Below are 15556 nucleotides of genomic sequence, written 5' to 3'. Positions count from 1 at the left end.
AGGCGCAGCGACGGCGGTTCGTGCGCCGGAGAGGAGCGCCAACTCCTCTCCGGCCTTTAGCGCAAGCAGTCCACGAACGCTATCGTGGACAGTTGCTCAGGCCGCCAGGGCCAGGTCGTGCGGCAGTTCCTGCACGCCGACCACGCCGATTTCCGCCGCTGCCGCAGCCGGGGTGGCATGGGCGACGCCGGCCGCGGCCAACTGGTCGAAGGTGGAGTTGATCGACAGGCTCGGGTCGACCGCTTTCAGCAACGCGTCGATCTGCCCCTGCAGGGCGCTGCTGTCGCCGCTCATCAGGCCGTAGACCACCTTGTGCACGGTGCCGTCGCGGCCCTGGGCGATCGGCGAATCCAGGCCCAGGTTGCTGAAGCTCACCTCCTGGCTGTCCAGGGCGTAGCCACCGCTGGAGGCGCCGCCGGTCAGGGTGTCGCCGAGGGCGATGCTGTCCAGCTTGCCCCACAGGGTGTGGCTGGGGTTGCTGAACAGGGTGTAGTGGAGGTCGCCGCCGGCGATGAAGGCCGCGTCGCTGGCGGTGCTCTTCAGCGCGTACTGGCTGCCGTCGAACGGACCGGGGTTGAAGCCGCCGGTATTGCTGCCGTCCACCACCTGGCCCGGACGATGGTTGACGTCGCCGAAGTAGGCCGACCAGTCCGCCAGGTAATCCGCTACGGTCCAGCCGCTGTAGGTGGTGCTGTAGGAAATCGAAATGCTCATGCCAAAACTCCAATTCAACGAGTGGTGAATGCCGGAGCGCACGGATGCCCGCTCCGGTTTTGCCCTTCACTGGGCAAAACGGGGGTCAGAACTGGTATTCGAGGGTGCCTTGCAGGGTCCGCCCGCGACCGAGGGTGAAGGCCAGCACGTCGCCCAGCGGCACCAGGTAGGCGCGGTCGGTGACGTTCTCCATGGCCAGGCGCAGGGTCAGTTCATCGCTCACCCGGTAGCTGCCGTACAGGTCGTAGACGGTGTATTCCTTCCAGTCCGCCGGGTACACGCCGGCCTGCGACACCGTGGCGCCGCCAGCCACCGAGTAGCCTTCGCTGTAGCGGGCACGGGCGCCGACGTCCAGCCTGCGGTCGAAGAAGCGCATGCCCAGGGTCAGCGAGCCGCGGTCCATCGGCATGTGTTCGGCGGAGCCGAGCACCGCGCTGCAATGGGTGGCGGCGTTGGCCTGCTCGTCCGGCCGCATGTCGATCACCGGCGGGCGGCGACCGCTGCCCTTCACCGTCTGGGTGACGCCACCGAGCCAGGCGGTCTTCGAACAGAAGTCGTTGCTGCCGATCATGTGCGTGTAGGAGAGCTGCCCGTAGGCCAGCCCGGCATCGTAGTCGAGCTGGTACTCGACGCCACGGAAGCGCGTGCTGTCGAGGTTGTTGACGTAGGCGCTGTTGCCGATCCCGGCCATGCCGTAGCCCGGCGGCTGCATGCCCATGCCCATGAAGATGAAGTCGTCGACCCGGGTGTCGAAGTAGGCGACCTTCAGGCCCAGGCGGTCGTCGCTGAACCAGAGGTTCTCCTTCAGCACGTTGAAACCGACTTCCCAGGCCTTCGAGCGCTCCGGACTGAGGAACGGGTTGGGGTACATGTTTTCCGCGCCGCCGCCGTGGGGGCGGCCGGTGATCAGGCTCTCGGTCACCGCCGGCGGGCGCCAGCCCTTGCCGTAGGTGGCGAACAACTGCAACCAGTCGACGCCGGGCTTGACCGACAGGCCGAAGGTCGGCGAGAAGCGCCCCTCCTCGCGGTCGACGGCGTATTGCAGCGGCATGTCGGTCTGCCGGGTGGTGCCAAGGATGAAGGTGCGCGCGTTGAAGCCGGTGTCGCCGCGCAGGCGGTAGCGGTCGTAACGCAGCCCGGCGTTGAGGTTGAGCCAGTCGTCGTAGTCGTAGTCGAGACGGGCGAACAGGCTACCGAGGGCGCGGTCGCCCTTGGGGGTCATGCCTTCGGCCGCAGGGAAGCCGACCGCCGAGGTGCTCGCCCGCGGCTGGCTGGAGTCCGGCCGCACCTTGTCGTAGAAGAACTCCAGGCCATAGTTGGCGCGCAGCGTGGAGAGATCGTCGAGAGCGAAGGTCGAGGTGTTCTGCGCCTGCGCGCCGTAGGTGTCGGTCTGGTAGGTGATCGAGTAGCCGGGGGTGATACCGCGTTGCAGGGTCTGCTGGCGGTTGCGGTTGTCGACGTAGTAGAGCTTGGCCTTGAAGTCCACCAACGGGTTGTCCGGCGCGTAGCCGTAGTCGATGGCGAAGTTCTGCGCACGCACGTCGCTGCTGCCGAGCTTTTCCCAGAGCGCCTGGTTCTCGGTGTTGAGCATGTTGGCGTCGTCGTAGGACACCTGGGTGGTCAGGTAGCTGAACTGCAGGCGCTGGTCCTGCGGCAGGGCGACGCCCAGCTTGGCCAGTCGCGAGCGCATCACGTAGCCGGAGTAGGCCACCGGCGAATGCTTGACCCGCTGCCCGGCCTCGGGATTGAACCAGGCGCCGGTGCGCAGCTCGCCAATGCTGCCCTTGGTCCCCGGGTCGTAGTCGCCCAGGTGGCGCTCGCTGGCGGCGACCAGCATGTCCCAGACCTCGGTGCCGATGGCGAAGGCCGCGCTGCCGATGAAGTGGGTGCCATTGGCGTCGCCGCCCAGGCCGCTGGTGAGGCGCACCCGGCCACCGACCTGCTTGCCCGGCCTGACCAGGTCGCGGGCCTCCAGGGTGCGGAAGTTGGCGATCCCGCCGATCACCCCGGCGCCGCCCATGGCCGAGCTGGCGCCCTTGTCGATGACCACCTCGCTGAGCAGCTCGGGATCGACGTAGAGCGTCCCGTTGCGCTGCTGGTGGCCGCTCTGCTGGTAGTTCTGGCGCATGCCGTCGACCGACATGTTGACCCGCCCGTAGTCCTGGATGCCACGGATGTTCACCGACAGGCCGGGGTCCTGCTGGCTCACCGAGGAGTACACCCCGGGGGTTTCCTCGAGCATGTCGGCGGCATGCCGCGGCGGGTTGCGCTCGATCTGCTCGCGGCCGATCACGCTGACCGAATGCGGCGTCTGGTAGACCCAGTCGTCCGGACGCGCGGCGGAGATCACCGAGGGCGACATCTGCACCAGGTCGTCCTGGCTGACGCGGATCAGGCTCAATTGGTCCTTGCCGGAGAAGCGGTATTCCACCGGGCTGCCCTGGAGCATCTGGCTCAGGCCGTCGGCCAGCACGTATTCGCCGTGCACCGCCGCGCTGCCGAGACCGGCGAAACGCTGGCTGTCGAAGAACACCTGGACCCCGGCCTGCTCGGCGAATCGCAGCAGGGCGCGGTTCAGCGGTTGTGCCGGGATGTCCAGCCGGACCCGGCGCAACGCGGTCTGCTGCTGGCTCGCCGAGTCCGCCCCGTCTTGCGCATGCAGCGGTAGCGCGGCCGTTCCCAGCAGGACCAGGCCCAGCCCCAGGGCCAGTTGCGCCCCCTTGCGACCGCCTCGCACGGCACTCCATCCACGATGTTTCATGACAGCGCCTACACTCCATCGTTTTGTGTAATAAGAATCAGTCTCGTTAAGAGAACGATGGAGGCAGGGAAAGTCAGTAACGGAAATCGAGAAATTTTTTCTCCGGCGGGAACGGCGGCTCGAGAATGCGCTTCCCGGCCCCTGCCGGAACAAGCGCACGGGACGACTGCCCGGACCGTGGTCGAGGCTCTCGGAAGCGATCGCGCCGCTCAGTACAGCAGCGTCACTCCCGCCAGGCTCAGGCTGCGCACTCCCAGCTCATCGCTGATCGACTGCAACGAGGCCTCCAGGTCGGCGACCCGGAATACCCCGCTGACCCGCCGCTGCGCCAACGCACCGGGAGCCACCAGCAAATGCCCCGGCCGGTAGCGATTGAGGCGCGCCACCACCTCGCCCAGCGGCTGCTCGTCGAAGACCAGCAGGCCGCGCCGCCAACTGGTCAGGTCGTCGAGGCGACCGCCCAGCGGCGCCTCGACGCCGCCCTCCGCGCTGTAGCGCAGGCTCTCGCCCTCGCCCAGCTCGCGGCGCCCGACGGTCCCCGTGCGCGGATGCGCCAGGGCCACCGCGACGCGGTGTTCGAGCACCCCGACCTGGACGCTGCCGTCCTCGTTGCGGCTGACCAGGAACCGAGTACCCAGCGCGCGAGTGCTGCCGCCGGCGCTTTCCACCACGAAGGGCCGTGTCTCCCGCCCCGCACGCGGGGCGGCGCGGAAGATCGCGCTGCCTTCGAGCAGGCGCACCCGTCGCTCGCGGCTGTCGTAGGCGACATCGATGGCACTCTGTGCGTCCAGCTCGACCTCGCTGCCATCCACCAGCCGCAGGATGCGTACCTCGCCCTTGCCGGTGGCGTGGTCGGCCAGCCAGCTCACGCCGGCGTCGCGTTCGCTCCAGGCGCTGCCCAGGGCCAGCAGCACCGCCGCCGCCGCGGCCCAGCCGCGCCACCCCTTGCGCCGCCCCCCGGCGCGGCGCGGCGCGCTGGCGACCGGCGTCTGAACCATCGTCCGCGGTTCGGCCAGCGATCCCAGCTGTTTCCAGGTCCGTTGCGCCAGCGCCAGCGCGGCCGGGTGCCGGGGGTCAGCCGCCAGCCAGCCGTCCAGCGCTTCGCGCCGGGACCGGTCGAGGTCGCCGCCGTCCAGGCGGATCGCCCATTCGGCGGCCTGCTGGCGGATCTGCTGTTGTTCCTGGGGGCTGTTCACGTGCGGCTCTCGTTGGTCGTTATAGAGGTTCAGACGCGCGAACCGGCAAGACTCGGTAATCCATTCAGCGGGAATCCTCGAGTGCCTGCATCACATGGGCCAGGGCGCGGGCCAGGTGCTTCTGCACCGAGCTATCGGAGATTTCCAGGCGTCTCGCCACCTCGGCATGGGTCAGCCCTTCCAGACGGTTGAGACGGAAGATCTCACGGGTGCGCGGCGGCAGTTCGGCGACTATCTCGCGCAGGCGGGCAAGCGCATCGGCATCCACCGCGGACTCCTCGGGGCCGGGCTGGTCGGCGACGAACCCGGCGAGGTCGTCGTTGGGCCGGGTCTCGGTGCGGCGCCGCCGTTCCTGCCGGTAATGGTCGATGGTGAGGTTGTGCGCGGTGCGGTAGAGATAGGCGTCGACATGCTCGATCGGCTCCTTGTGCCGCTGCTCGGTCAGGCGCAGGAAGCTCTCCTGCGCAAGGTCCGCCGCCAGGTGCGGATCGCGGGTCTTGCGCAACAGATACGACTGCAACTGCCGGGCATGCCTGAGAAACAGTGCCTTGAGATCCTGCTCCGCCAACGGCGCATCCACCCACGTCCTTTCAGAAGGACAGCAGCATATTTTTTATGATAATGATTTTCAATCGTATTCTTGTGAGATGCCGGGCTCAGCCGAACACCGAGCCGCCGCCGAGGTAGGCCAGGCCCGCGCCAAGGGCCGCCAGCGCCAGCGGCGGGCGCATCGGCGCGTCGTTGATGGCGAAGGCCAGTTGCGCCAGCGGAAACAGCAGCAGGCAGAGCAATGCGCAGGGGATCGAACGGCGACCGCCGCTGGCCACGGACCAGACGTAGCCGATGAGCAGAAGGGCGAAACCGAAGTCTTGCATGCCGGGCATCCTTGCGGGGCGGAAGGTATGCGCCGCGCAACGGGCGGCAGGCGCGCAACCTTAGCAGAAGCGCGGGAGCCGAGGAAAACCCGGCGCGGCCCGTGCCGCGCCGGGTTCGCTCAATTGCCGCTGCAGCCGCTGCCCCAGGCCTTGTACTCGACGGTATGCCGCTCGCCCTGCGAGTCCTCGTAGACCAGGCGCGCCGGGACGATCCCACAGGCGCTCCACAGGTCGGTCTTGTAGATCACCCGGGCGATGTCCAGGCGCCCTTCCACGTAGTGCTGGCGGAGCGATTTCGAGTCCGGGTTGGGTCCGTAGGGCTGCTGCTGCGCCTGGGCCAGCGGCGCCAGGCCGAGCAGCGCGACAAGTGCCAACGGGATCACTCTCATGAGGATGTCTCCTTGGTAGAACGTTCAGCCTGAAACTACGCTGCGGAGACTGTCAGGCTCATGAGCCCGGCGTGACATTTCTGTCAGACGACGACCGCCCTGGCAATGCGCCGGCAATCCTGGCGCTATCCACGGACGGCAAGACGCCATATACTGTATGGATAACCAGTCAAAGCAACCTTGCGACTCAGAAGGCACAGAGGTGATGAATGGCCGTCGAAGTGGTGTACCGCAGCAGCCGGGATCAGGAGCGTTTGTTCATGGACAAGGCTGAAGCCGATCGTTACGACAAGATGCTGGAGCTGGCGGAAACGCTGGCCGAGGTGCTGCAGAAGGCGGTGCCGTCGCTGAAGGAGGAACAGGTGGAAGAACTCGGCATCTTCATGGCGAAGAACCGCGACGCCTTCGCCCGCGCCTTCAAGAACCAGCCGGACGCCCTCAACGAACTGTTCGAGGAAAACGCCGCGGACGAATGAGCCGCCGCTGCAAGCAAAGCGCAAGGAGCCGAAACATGCCGCGACAACTTGCCGGCCTGCTGTGCGTCCTCCTCGGCCTCGCCGGTGCCCCTGCCCTCGCCTGCCCGTTCCGGGCCACGGACGCCGAGACACCGGCAGCCTCTGCCGGCGCCGCGCAGGTCCTGGCCCTGGGCGGCGCCGGCAGGCTGCAACTCGACCTGCAACGGGCCCCCGCCACCCTGCTGCACAGCGGCGACCTGCTGATCGCCCGCTACGCCGAGGGTCACTACCTCGCCCACCGCCTGCTCGAAGGCAACGAGATGGGCGCGGACGAGGGCGAACGGCTCGACCTCCCGCGACAGGTTCGCCTGCTGTTCGGAGCCCTGCCGCTGGACGGCCTGCCCGACGCCGAGCGCGAGCGTCTCCAGGCGCAGCGCCAGGCCCTCGGCCTGTGCGACCGGCGCGCCAGCGCCAGCCGCTACCGCGTAGCCGGCACCGAGGTCTATCGCCTGCGCGGCAGCCAGGCCGGCAAGCCCTACCACGCGCTCTACCTGCTCGACGGTCCCCAAGTGCACTACCTCGACAGCTCCGGCAGCGACGCCTTCGTCGAACAACTGCTCGCCAGCCTGCGACGCCGCTGAGTCCGCGCGGCGCTTGTCCGACCCGCGCCCGGCTTGCCGGAAACCGGCGCTTGCCGTACAACGCCCGGCACCCCCATCGACCAGGAAGGTCCCATGCCCGCTCTCCCCGCCTCCCCCGTCCGCTCCCGACGCTGGCGCCTGGACCGGCGCAGCCTGCTGCTGGCACTGCTGCTGTTCGGCGTGCTGGTCCTGCTCGCCACCCTGGGCCGGCATTGGGGCTGGATACGCAGCTTCGGCGGCGACCTGCTGGCGGTGGTCTGGCTCTACTACCTGATGGGCAGCGCGCTCAGGGCGCCGGCCGCCTGGCTGGCATCCGCCGCCTTTGCCGTCGGCGCGCTGCTGGAACTGGGCCAGTACCTGGCGGCGCAACTGCATTGGCAATTCTCCAGCCCCGTGCTGCGCATCGTTCTCGGCAGCACCGCCGACGGCTTCGACCTGCTCGCCTATGCCCTCGGCGCGCTGCTGGCATGGTGGCTGGAGCGCCGGCGCTGATCAGCCGTCGGGCTGCTCCAGGGCGTTCACCAGTACCTTGAGGAAACGCGCCGCCTCGCCACCGGTGGCCGCGCGGTGATCGAAGCTCAGCGAGAGCGGCAGGATCGGGTGGATCGCCATCTCGCCGCGCCAGGCCACTACTTCGTCGCGGATGCCGCCGGCGCCGAGGATGGCCACCTGCGGCGGCACCACCACGGGGTTGGCGTAGCGGCCGAACAGGGTGCCGAAGTTGGATAGGGTCAGGGTCGCGCCGAGCATTTCCGCCGGCGGGATCGAGCGTGCCTGGACGTCTTCGCGCAGGCGCCGCATACCGGCGCGCAGGTCCTCCGCCGAACGCGCACCGACGTCGCGCAGCACCGGCACGAACAGGCCGTCCGGGGTGTCCACGGCGATTCCCAGGTCGAGCCGCTCATGCAGTTTCAGCGACAACGAGGCGCCATCGAACCAGGCGTTGAGGGTCGGCTCGGCGCGACAGGCCTCGGCCAGCGCCTGGGCCAGGCGGATCAACGGGTCGCGTGCGGTCTTCCAGCGATGCAGGTCGGCGTCGCCGTAGATCGTCACCGGCACCACCTCGGCATGCGAGCGCGCCATGTTCAGCGCCATGCTCCGCCGTACCCCGCGCAAGCGCTCGCCGCCGAAGCGTTCGCGGGCGCCCTGGGCGGCGGCCTCGACGTCGGCGCGGGTGATCAGGCCATCCGGGCCGGAGCCGCTCAGGCCGGCCAGTTCGACGCCCTGCTGGCGGGCGAACTGGCGCACCGCCGGGGTCGCGCGCGGTGCCAGGTGTTCGCGGGTGGACGGTGCGGCGCCGATGAAGAAACGGTCCTCCAGGGCGCTACCGCCGCCCTCCAGGCGCCCCACCACGGTACCGGCGTCCGCCTCCTCGCCCTCGAAGCCCACCAGCGGTTCGCCGACGTGGAGGATGTCGCCCTCGGCGCCGAACAGCTTGCCCACCACCCCATCGTAGGGCGCAGGGATGTCCACCAGCGCCTTGGCGGTTTCCACCGAGACCAGGCGCTGGTCGGCGCGCACGCTGTCGCCGGCCTTGACGTGCCATTCGACGATTTCCGCTTCCTGCAGGCCCTCGCCCAGGTCGGGCAGCTTGAAGTGCTTCATGGTCGTCTCCCCTTGGCTCAGGCGTAGCCGAGCACGGTGTCGCAGGCCGCCAGGATGTCCTCCACGGCGGGCATGTACAGCGCTTCCAGGCGGTACAGCGGCGGCGGGATATCGGCCGCGGCGACCCGCTGGATCGGCGCCCGCAGGTCGAACAGGACACGCTCGTAGAGGCTCGCGGCGATTTCCCCGCCGAGGCCGCCACTCTTCGGCGCCTCATGGACGATCACGCAGCGACCGGTCTTGCGCACCGAGGCTTCGAGGGTGTCGAGGTCGAGCGGCTTGAGGCAGGCGACGTCGATCACTTCGGCCTCGATGCCGCGCTGCGCCAGGCGCTCGGCGGCCTGCTGGGTCTCGTGGACGCTGGCGCCCCAGCTGACCAGGGTCAGGTCGCCGCCTTCGCGAAGGGTGAAGCAACTGTCCAGCGGCAGGCGCCGGGCGTCGTCCGCCAGCGGCTGCGGGTTCATCCGGTAGAGCCGGGTCGGCTCGAGGAAGATCACCGGATCGGGATCGTCGATCGCCGCCAGGAGCAGGCCGTAGGCCCGCGCCGGCGACGACGGCACCAGCACGCGGACGCCGGGGATGTGCGCGAACATCGCCTCGGTCGCCTCGCTGTGGTGCTCCGGCGCGCGGATCCCCGCGCCCATCGGCGTGCGCAGCACCAACGGGCAGGCCAGGCGGCCGCGGGTGCGATTGCGCAGGCGGCTGGCATGGGACACCAGTTGCTCCATGGCGGCGTAGATGAAGCCCATGAACTGGATCTCCATCACCGGCTTCAGGCCCTGGGCGGCCATGCCGATGGACAGTCCGGCGATCATGTTCTCCGCCAGCGGCGTATCCAGCACCCGCTTGAAGCCGAAGCGCTCGCGCAGGCCGAGGGTGGCGCGAAACACCCCGCCGTTGACCCCGACGTCTTCGCCCAGCACCACCACCGTCTCGTCCTCGGCCATGGCCCGGTGCAACGCCAGGTTGACCGCCTCCAGAAGGGCCAGGCGTTTCGCTTCGCCGTTGCGCTCATTCATGTTCGGCCCCTCCCTGCCGCCGCGCGGCGCGCTCCAGCAATTGCTCGCGCTGCTCCTCCAGGACCGCCGGCCAGCGCGCGTAGACATGCTCGAACAGTGCCTGCGGCGCCTGCGCGGCGAACGTCTCGAAACGCTCCACCGCCTCCTGCACCCGCGCCTGGCACTCGCCCACCAGCGCCTGCTCGCGCTCCTCGTCCCACTGGCCGCGGCCGGCGAGGAAGGCGCGCAGGCGCTTGATCGGCTCCTCGCGCCAGGCCTGGTTGACCTCCTCGGCGGAACGGTAGCGGCTGGCGTCGTCGGCCGTGGTGTGGTCGCAGAGGCGATAGCTGATGCACTCCAGCAGGGTCGGCCCCTTGCCCTGGCGCGCGCGCTCCAGGGCCGCGCGGACGCGTTCGGCGACCGCCAGCACGTCGTTGCCGTCCACCTGTTCGCCGGGAAGCCGGCACCCACCGCCTTCTCCGCCAGGGTCGGCGCGCCGCACTGGATGCGCCGCGGCACCGAGATCGCCCACTGGTTGTTGTTGACCACGAAGAGCACCGGCAACTGCCAGGCGCCCGCCACGTTCAGCGCCTCGAGGAAATCGCCCTTGCTGGTGGCGCCGTCGCCGCAGGTGGTCACCGCCACCCGGTGCTCGCCGCGGATGCGGAACGCCGAGGCGACCCCGCAGGCATGCAGGGCCTGGGTGGCGATCGGCACGCAGATGGGAAAGTCCTGCGCCGCCAGCGGTTCGGCGTAGTCGCTGCCGCGCTCGTCGCCGCCCCAGTAGAGGAGGATGTCCTCCATGCGCACGCCGCGCATCAATTGCACGGCGGTATCGCGGTAATACGGCACCAGCACGTCCTCGGCGCGCATCTGGCTGCCGATGGCCACGCCGATGGCTTCCTGGCCGAGGGTTGGCGCATAGGTGCCGATCCGCCCGGTACGCTGGAGGGCCACCGCCTTCTGGTCGAACAGGCGGGTCAGGAGCATCTGCCGGTAGAGGCCGACCAGCGCATCGCTGTCGCCGGCCCAGGCGGGCAACTCGCCGAGGGGCCGACCGTCGCTGTCGAGGTAGCGGGTGAAAGGCGGGTCGATCCGGTTGTGAACCATCGCAAACCTCCTCCGCACGCCGGGTAGGCGTGCCGCTCAGGGTCGCGCCGCGGGTGGCGGCGTGCACGCGCGGCACCGCGGGGTGGCCCGCACTGCCGCTGGCGAGGCCCGCTGGCGGCCTCGCCGGAAACGCCGGCCCGTCACTGCGGGCCGTAGAGAATCCGTTCCGCCAGACGGTCGGCGATCCGCGCCGGCGACTGGTGGTCGGCCTGGGCATGGGCATAGATCTCGGTGAGCCGCGCGGGAATCCGCGCCAGGTGCGCGGTGATGCTGTGCGGATCGGCGCCGCGGTGCTTGAGGGCGACGTAGATCAGGCCGCCGGAGTTGATCACGTAGTCCGGCGCATAGAGGATGCCGCGCGCCTCCAGCTCGTCGGCGACCTCCGGCCGCTCCAACTGGTTGTTCGCCGCCCCGGCCACCGCCGCGCAGCGCAACTGGCTGACGCTCTGGCTGGTGAGCACGCCGCCCAGCCCGCAGGGCGCGAGGATGTCGCATGGGGTGGAAAGCAATGCCTCCGGCGCCAGCGGATGGGCGCCGAGCTGCTCGACGGCCAGTTGCACCCGGCCGGGATCGAGGTCGCAGACCAGCAGCTCGGCGCCGACCGCCGCCAGTTGCTCGGCCAATGCGTAGCCGACGTGGCCGAGCCCCTGCACCGCGACCCGCAGGCCTTCCAGGTCGTCGCTGCCGAGGCGCGCCTGGGCGCTGGCGCGAATCCCGGCGAACACGCCGAGGGCGGTATGCGGCGAGGGGTCGCCGGCCTGGGTGGTGCTGGTGACGTGGCGGGTCTGCTGGGCGATGCAGTCCATGTCGGCGCTGGAGGTACCGCTGTCCACCGCAGTGATGTAGCGTCCGCCGAGGCTTTCGATGAAGCGCCCGAAGGCCTCGAACAGCGCGCCGCGATTGTCCAGGTGCGGCGGGCGGATGATCACCGCCTTGCCGCCGCCCTGCTCCAGCCCGGCCAGGGCCGCCTTGTAGCTCATGCCCTGGGCCAGGCGGATGGCGTCGCCGATGGCGGCTTCGTCGTTGGGGTAAGGCAGGTAGCGACAACCACCCAGTGCCGGGCCGAGTCGCGTGCTGTGGATGGCGATAATGGCCTTGAGTCCCGTGGCCGGGTCTTGGGCGAGGTGGAGACCCTCGAGCCGGGCCGCGTCCATCATGTCGAACATGCTGGGGCTCCCCTGCTTGCTGCTTGTTGTCCGGGCCGGGCCGTTGCCGCCCGGCACCTTCAGTATAGGCAGGCGTCGGCGAAACGCCCGCAAGGCCGACGACCAGGCCGCGGCGCTCGCCGTGCCGGGTACTGGACGAAGCTTCGGCGGACGGTTACAACCTTGGGGTCCGCCCGCTCGAAACCGGCCCCGGCGTGCTCCGAACGGCCCGTCCGCAGCGATCCAGGCGCACCAGGAGGAAAGCCATGGACCCGCGTCAAGCCTGCCTCGATTGTCTCGCCCAGGAACCGCCAGCGCTGTTCGAGGCGGCCCTGTGGATCGCCGCGGAGCACCTCCCGGCGTATTCGCCCGCCCACGCCCTGCGCGAGCTCGACGAACTCGTCCGGCAGATCGGCGCCAGCCTGGACGACCGCGCCTCGGCCAGCGAGCGCGCCCAGGGGTTGCTGCGGCGAATGAGCGAACAGGGTTTCTGCGAGGACGACGACTTCCCCCTGCAACCGCGCTCGGCCCTGCTTCCGCTGGTGCTGCAGCGGCGCCAGGGACAGCCGTTGTCGCTGGCGCTGGTGGCCATGGAACTGGCGCGGCGGCTGGACATTCCGCTGGTCGGAGTGAACTTCCCGGGACGCTTCCTGCTGCGCGTGCCGCAGGCCGACCATCTGCTCGACCCGGCCACCGGACGGCGCCTCTATCCCACCGACTGCCGCGAACTGCTGCTGCGCCTGCAGGGGCCGAAGAGCGAGCTGCAGGCCGCCTACCTGAAGCAGGCCTCTCCCGGGGAAATCCTCCAGCGTCTGTCGCGCAACCTGCGACAACTGCACAGCGCCGCCGGCGAGCCGCTGGCCGCGCTGAAGGATGCCCAGCGGGTGATCGAACTCGGCCCGGTGGGCGCCGCCGACCACGAGGCCCGCGCCGGCCTCTATCGGCAACTGGATTGCCCGCAGGCGGAACGCTACGACCTGGAACGCGCGCTCTTGCTCAGCGACGATCCCACCGAGCAACTGCGCCTCGGCCAGCGCCTGGGCGAACTCGCCCCGCCGACCAGCCGCGCCCTGCACTGAGGCCGCTCAGGCGAGCAGGCCGAGGGCCTTGGCCCTCGCCACCGCCTGGGTCCGACGGGCCACCCCGAGCTTGCCGTTGATCCGCCGGGCGTGGGTCTTCACCGTGTGCAGGGAAATGAACAGTTGCTCGCCGATCTCCTGGTTGGAGCAGCCCTGGGCGATCAGGCCGAGCACCGCCAGCTCCCGACAACTGAGCGGACTGAGCCCCTCCTCTTCTTCCCCCGGCAGGGCGGCGAACAGTTGCGGCTGGCGATCCCGCAGTCGCCGCTGCGGCAGTTGCAGGCCCAGCCGCTCCGCCAGCTCCAGGCCGCTGCGCAGGGTCTGCTGGGCCTGGGGCAATTGTCCGGAGAGGAACTGGCACTCGGCGATACCCATGCGCACTTCGCAAAGCAGCGTCTGCCGCCCCTGCGCCTCGAGAATGGCGAGCAGCCCGCGCAGCCGCGCTTCGGCGGCGGCTGCCTCGCCGCTGTAGAGTTCGGCCAGTGCCAATTGGTGCTCTACCCGCGCTTCCAGTTCCGGTTCGGAGGGCGGCGACAGGCGCGCCCGTCCCGGCTGGAAGTAGGCGCGGACCCGCAGCAGGATCTCCCGCGCCTGCGCCGGCCTTCCCTGCTGCAGGGTCAGGGCGGAGCTGACCAGCAGCAGCGCGCCGCGATACAGCGGATCGGGGACATGGCGCTGCTGCATCAGCCGCTCGACCTCCAGCAGGCGGTTGAACGCCGCGTCCAGGTCGCCCTGCCCGGCCTCCAGCAAGGCCAGTCCCAGGTAGCCGTAGAGCGCCCAGGGATCGAGATTCTCCCGTGCCTGCTCCAGCCCCAGCCGATACCAGTGCCCGGCCTCGACCTCGCGGCCCTGCTGCAGGCACAGGCGCGCGCGGCGCAGGGCGATCCGGCCGAGCATCGGGCTGCCCTGCTGGCCGAGGTCCTCCAGGTAGCGCTGGGCGCGATCGAGGACGCCTTCCGCGCGCAGCAGTTCGCCGCGCTGCTCCAGCCACTGCGCCCGCTCCAGTTCGATCAGCGCCTCGAAGATCAGGCTGTCGTGCTCGCGCGCCAGGCGCAAGGCATCGCGGCCGATCAACCGCGCCTGGTCCATCCGCCCCTCGATCATCGCCAGTTGCATCAGCGCCGAGCGGCAGATCAGTCCCTGCGACCAGGCGTCCTCCGGCAGTTGCTCCAGCGCCTCGCGCAGGTAGTCGGCGGCGCCGCGCTCGCCGCGGCAGTGCAGGAGGATCCCGAACAAGCCCTGCCATTGCGCCAGCAGCACCCGCTGGCGGGACGCCGAGGGCATCGGCAGGAAGCGCGCCAACTGGCCGATGCAGTCCTCGGCTTCGGCCAGGCGTCCGGCGTAGAGCAGCGTCCAGGCATTCAGGATCACCAGGCGCGGCGTGCTGGCCAGCAGCGCCGCCGGCAGTTCGTCGCGCAGGGCCAGGACCATGCCGATGTTGTGGCCGTGCAGCAATTGCTCCTCGGTGAGCTTCTGCAACAATCCGGCGGCGGTTTCCGGTTCGTCGGCGGCCAGCGCCTGGTCGACCGCCTCGCGGGTCTCGCCGTGTTCGGCGAACCATTCGCAGGCTTCCCGGTGGAAGTCCCGCTGCGGGCGCTGCGGCGCTTCGCGCCAGGCCTCGCGGATCGCCGGCGGCAGGCTGTAGCGCTGGTTCGTATCGGCCAGCAGGGGGAAGCCCCGCGCCAACAGGTCGTCCAGCCCGTGGGGCAGCTCCTCGAACAGCCGGCGGAACAGCTCCGGACCGACTTGCGGCAGCCAGGCCAGGGCACGCGCGGCGTCGGCCAGCGGCGGCGGCAGCTCGTCGAGCAACTCGTGCTGGAGGTATTCCTGCAACAACGGTCCGGCCGTCTCTTCGCCGACCAGCAGGCGCAAGCGCAACGCGGCGCACCAACCGCCGCTGCGTTCCAGCAGTGCCCCGGCCGTAGCGGCATCGGCGCTGCGCCCGTGCAGGCGGAGCAGTTCGGCGACCTCGTCGGCATCGAACGCCAGCAGGCCGCCGTCGACCTCCAGCAACTCCCCTTCCAGCAGCAACCGCGCCAGGTTGCACTGCGGCCGCCGCCGGCTCGCCAGCCACCAGCCCACCCGTGGCGAGGCCGCGCTCAACAGGCGATCGAGGCAGGCGTCGAGGGCGGGGTCGGGGTGCCGTGGGTAATCGTCGAGCAGCAGCCACAGCGCGGATGCGTTGCGCAGCCGCCGGCACAGTTGTGCTTCGTCGCTGTCCTCGGGCAAGCCGAGGGCGCCGGCCAGGCGGCGGCGGAAGGTCGCGGGGTCCAGCGCTTCCCCGCCCAGCGCCAGCCAGACCACCTGCACGCCAGGCGGCGCCCGCCGCGCGCATTCTCCGAGGAGGACGGTCTTGCCGCTGCCGGCGGGCGCGCAGAGCAGTCGCAGGCGGCATTCGCCGCGCAGCAGCGGCTGGTGCAAACGGGCCGCGGCAGGTGCTGCGGCGGCAGCCGCGGCAAGGCGGCGGGCAGCTCGGTCGGCTCGGTCATGGCAGTGCTCTTGTTCTGTCGAAGCGCCTTGCCGGGAGCCTAGACCGCGCCTGCCCCGCTGCTGAACGATGATTGCGCCGGGTGATGGGCCGTCATAAC

Annotated in this window: 13 protein-coding genes and 2 pseudogenes; 4 read left to right on the top strand and 11 right to left on the bottom strand. The window is 70.0% G+C overall.

From position 1 onward, the window contains the following. Positions 1-96: 96 nt before the first annotated feature. From hasA to AT700_RS07705, 6 genes are all read right to left on the bottom strand, one after another. Positions 97-714, bottom strand: coding sequence for a heme acquisition protein HasA (hasA, locus tag AT700_RS07730; protein WP_003091842.1), 618 nt, complete (start codon positions 712-714; stop codon positions 97-99). 85 nt (positions 715-799) lie between these two features. Next, complete coding sequence (gene hasR / locus AT700_RS07725) at positions 800-3475, bottom strand: heme uptake receptor HasR (RefSeq protein ID WP_003119598.1); 2676 nt, start codon at positions 3473-3475, stop codon at positions 800-802. Positions 3476-3684: 209 nt separating this feature from the next. Next, entirely contained in the window at positions 3685-4671 is a 987-nt protein-coding gene (locus AT700_RS07720; RefSeq protein ID WP_023115134.1) for a FecR family protein, read from the bottom strand. Positions 4672-4735: 64 nt separating this feature from the next. Next, positions 4736-5251, bottom strand: coding sequence for an RNA polymerase sigma factor (locus AT700_RS07715; RefSeq protein WP_003122205.1), 516 nt, complete (start codon positions 5249-5251; stop codon positions 4736-4738). Positions 5252-5327: 76 nt separating this feature from the next. Further along, positions 5328-5546: a hypothetical protein gene (locus AT700_RS07710; protein WP_003107534.1), complete on the bottom strand. Its 219-nt coding sequence runs from the start codon at positions 5544-5546 to the stop codon at positions 5328-5330. Between the two features lie 119 nt (positions 5547-5665). Further along, complete coding sequence (locus AT700_RS07705) at positions 5666-5935, bottom strand: DUF2790 domain-containing protein (RefSeq protein ID WP_003091850.1); 270 nt, start codon at positions 5933-5935, stop codon at positions 5666-5668. A gap of 209 nt (positions 5936-6144) precedes the next feature. Here AT700_RS07705 and AT700_RS07700 point away from each other — a divergent pair, with 209 nt between their 5' ends. The 3 genes from AT700_RS07700 (at position 6145) to AT700_RS07690 (ending at position 7523) form a co-directional block, all read left to right on the top strand. Further along, on the top strand, positions 6145-6411 hold the full coding sequence (locus AT700_RS07700; protein ID WP_003091854.1) for a YebG family protein: 267 nt from the start codon (positions 6145-6147) through the stop codon (positions 6409-6411). Positions 6412-6446: 35 nt separating this feature from the next. Continuing rightward, on the top strand, positions 6447-7031 hold the full coding sequence (locus AT700_RS07695) for a hypothetical protein (RefSeq protein WP_003122204.1): 585 nt from the start codon (positions 6447-6449) through the stop codon (positions 7029-7031). A 93-nt stretch (positions 7032-7124) separates the two neighbouring features. Then, positions 7125-7523, top strand: coding sequence for a DUF2809 domain-containing protein (locus AT700_RS07690; RefSeq protein ID WP_023109770.1), 399 nt, complete (start codon positions 7125-7127; stop codon positions 7521-7523). On the opposite strand, the gene AT700_RS07685 is transcribed toward AT700_RS07690, so the two are convergent. The 4 genes and pseudogenes from AT700_RS07685 to AT700_RS07670 all read right to left on the bottom strand — a co-directional run bounded on the left by AT700_RS07685 (position 7524) and on the right by AT700_RS07670 (position 11910). After that, positions 7524-8636 carry a dihydrolipoamide acetyltransferase family protein gene (locus tag AT700_RS07685; protein ID WP_003138213.1) on the bottom strand — a complete coding sequence of 371 codons (1113 nt, stop codon included), beginning with the start codon at positions 8634-8636 and terminating at the stop codon, positions 7524-7526. Between the two features lie 17 nt (positions 8637-8653). Next, positions 8654-9655, bottom strand: coding sequence for an alpha-ketoacid dehydrogenase subunit beta (locus AT700_RS07680; RefSeq protein WP_003106981.1), 1002 nt, complete (start codon positions 9653-9655; stop codon positions 8654-8656). Beyond that, positions 9648-10624: pseudogene (pdhA, locus tag AT700_RS07675) on the bottom strand (pyruvate dehydrogenase (acetyl-transferring) E1 component subunit alpha). Before pdhA ends, AT700_RS07680 begins: the two are co-directional and overlap by 8 nt. 260 nt (positions 10625-10884) lie before the next feature. Beyond that, positions 10885-11910, bottom strand: coding sequence for a Leu/Phe/Val dehydrogenase (locus tag AT700_RS07670; protein WP_003091859.1), 1026 nt, complete (start codon positions 11908-11910; stop codon positions 10885-10887). Positions 11911-12155: 245 nt separating this feature from the next. On the opposite strand from AT700_RS07670, the gene AT700_RS07665 reads away from it, so the two are divergent. Next, positions 12156-12968, top strand: coding sequence for a SirB1 family protein (locus AT700_RS07665; protein ID WP_009876869.1), 813 nt, complete (start codon positions 12156-12158; stop codon positions 12966-12968). A 6-nt stretch (positions 12969-12974) separates the two neighbouring features. On the opposite strand, the pseudogene AT700_RS07660 reads toward AT700_RS07665, so the two are convergent. Beyond that, positions 12975-15457 (bottom strand): annotated as a pseudogene (locus AT700_RS07660) (LuxR C-terminal-related transcriptional regulator). Positions 15458-15556: the final 99 nt, after the last annotated feature.

Source organism: Pseudomonas aeruginosa (assembly GCF_001457615.1).
In the GTDB taxonomy this organism is placed as follows: Bacteria; Pseudomonadota; Gammaproteobacteria; order Pseudomonadales; family Pseudomonadaceae; genus Pseudomonas; species Pseudomonas aeruginosa.
The sequence above is the reverse complement of the archived record's forward strand: the minus strand, read 5'-3'. Positions and strand labels throughout refer to the sequence as shown.

Bases quoted from the DNA above. Each gene is read 5' to 3' on its own strand.
- AT700_RS07690 (WP_023109770.1), top strand. From the start codon at position 7,125: ATGCCCGCTCTCCCCGCCTCCCCCGTCCGCTCCCGACGCTGGCGCCTG.
- AT700_RS07705 (WP_003091850.1), bottom strand. From the start codon at position 5,935: ATGAGAGTGATCCCGTTGGCACTTGTCGCGCTGCTCGGCCTGGCGCCG.
- AT700_RS07695 (WP_003122204.1), top strand. From the start codon at position 6,447: ATGCCGCGACAACTTGCCGGCCTGCTGTGCGTCCTCCTCGGCCTCGCC.
- AT700_RS07680 (WP_003106981.1), bottom strand. From the start codon at position 9,655: ATGAATGAGCGCAACGGCGAAGCGAAACGCCTGGCCCTTCTGGAGGCG.
- AT700_RS07710 (WP_003107534.1), bottom strand. From the start codon at position 5,546: ATGCAAGACTTCGGTTTCGCCCTTCTGCTCATCGGCTACGTCTGGTCC.
- AT700_RS07685 (WP_003138213.1), bottom strand. From the start codon at position 8,636: ATGAAGCACTTCAAGCTGCCCGACCTGGGCGAGGGCCTGCAGGAAGCG.
- AT700_RS07670 (WP_003091859.1), bottom strand. From the start codon at position 11,910: ATGTTCGACATGATGGACGCGGCCCGGCTCGAGGGTCTCCACCTCGCC.
- AT700_RS07665 (WP_009876869.1), top strand. From the start codon at position 12,156: ATGGACCCGCGTCAAGCCTGCCTCGATTGTCTCGCCCAGGAACCGCCA.
- hasA (WP_003091842.1), bottom strand. From the start codon at position 714: ATGAGCATTTCGATTTCCTACAGCACCACCTACAGCGGCTGGACCGTA.
- AT700_RS07700 (WP_003091854.1), top strand. From the start codon at position 6,145: ATGGCCGTCGAAGTGGTGTACCGCAGCAGCCGGGATCAGGAGCGTTTG.
- hasR (WP_003119598.1), bottom strand. From the start codon at position 3,475: ATGAAACATCGTGGATGGAGTGCCGTGCGAGGCGGTCGCAAGGGGGCG.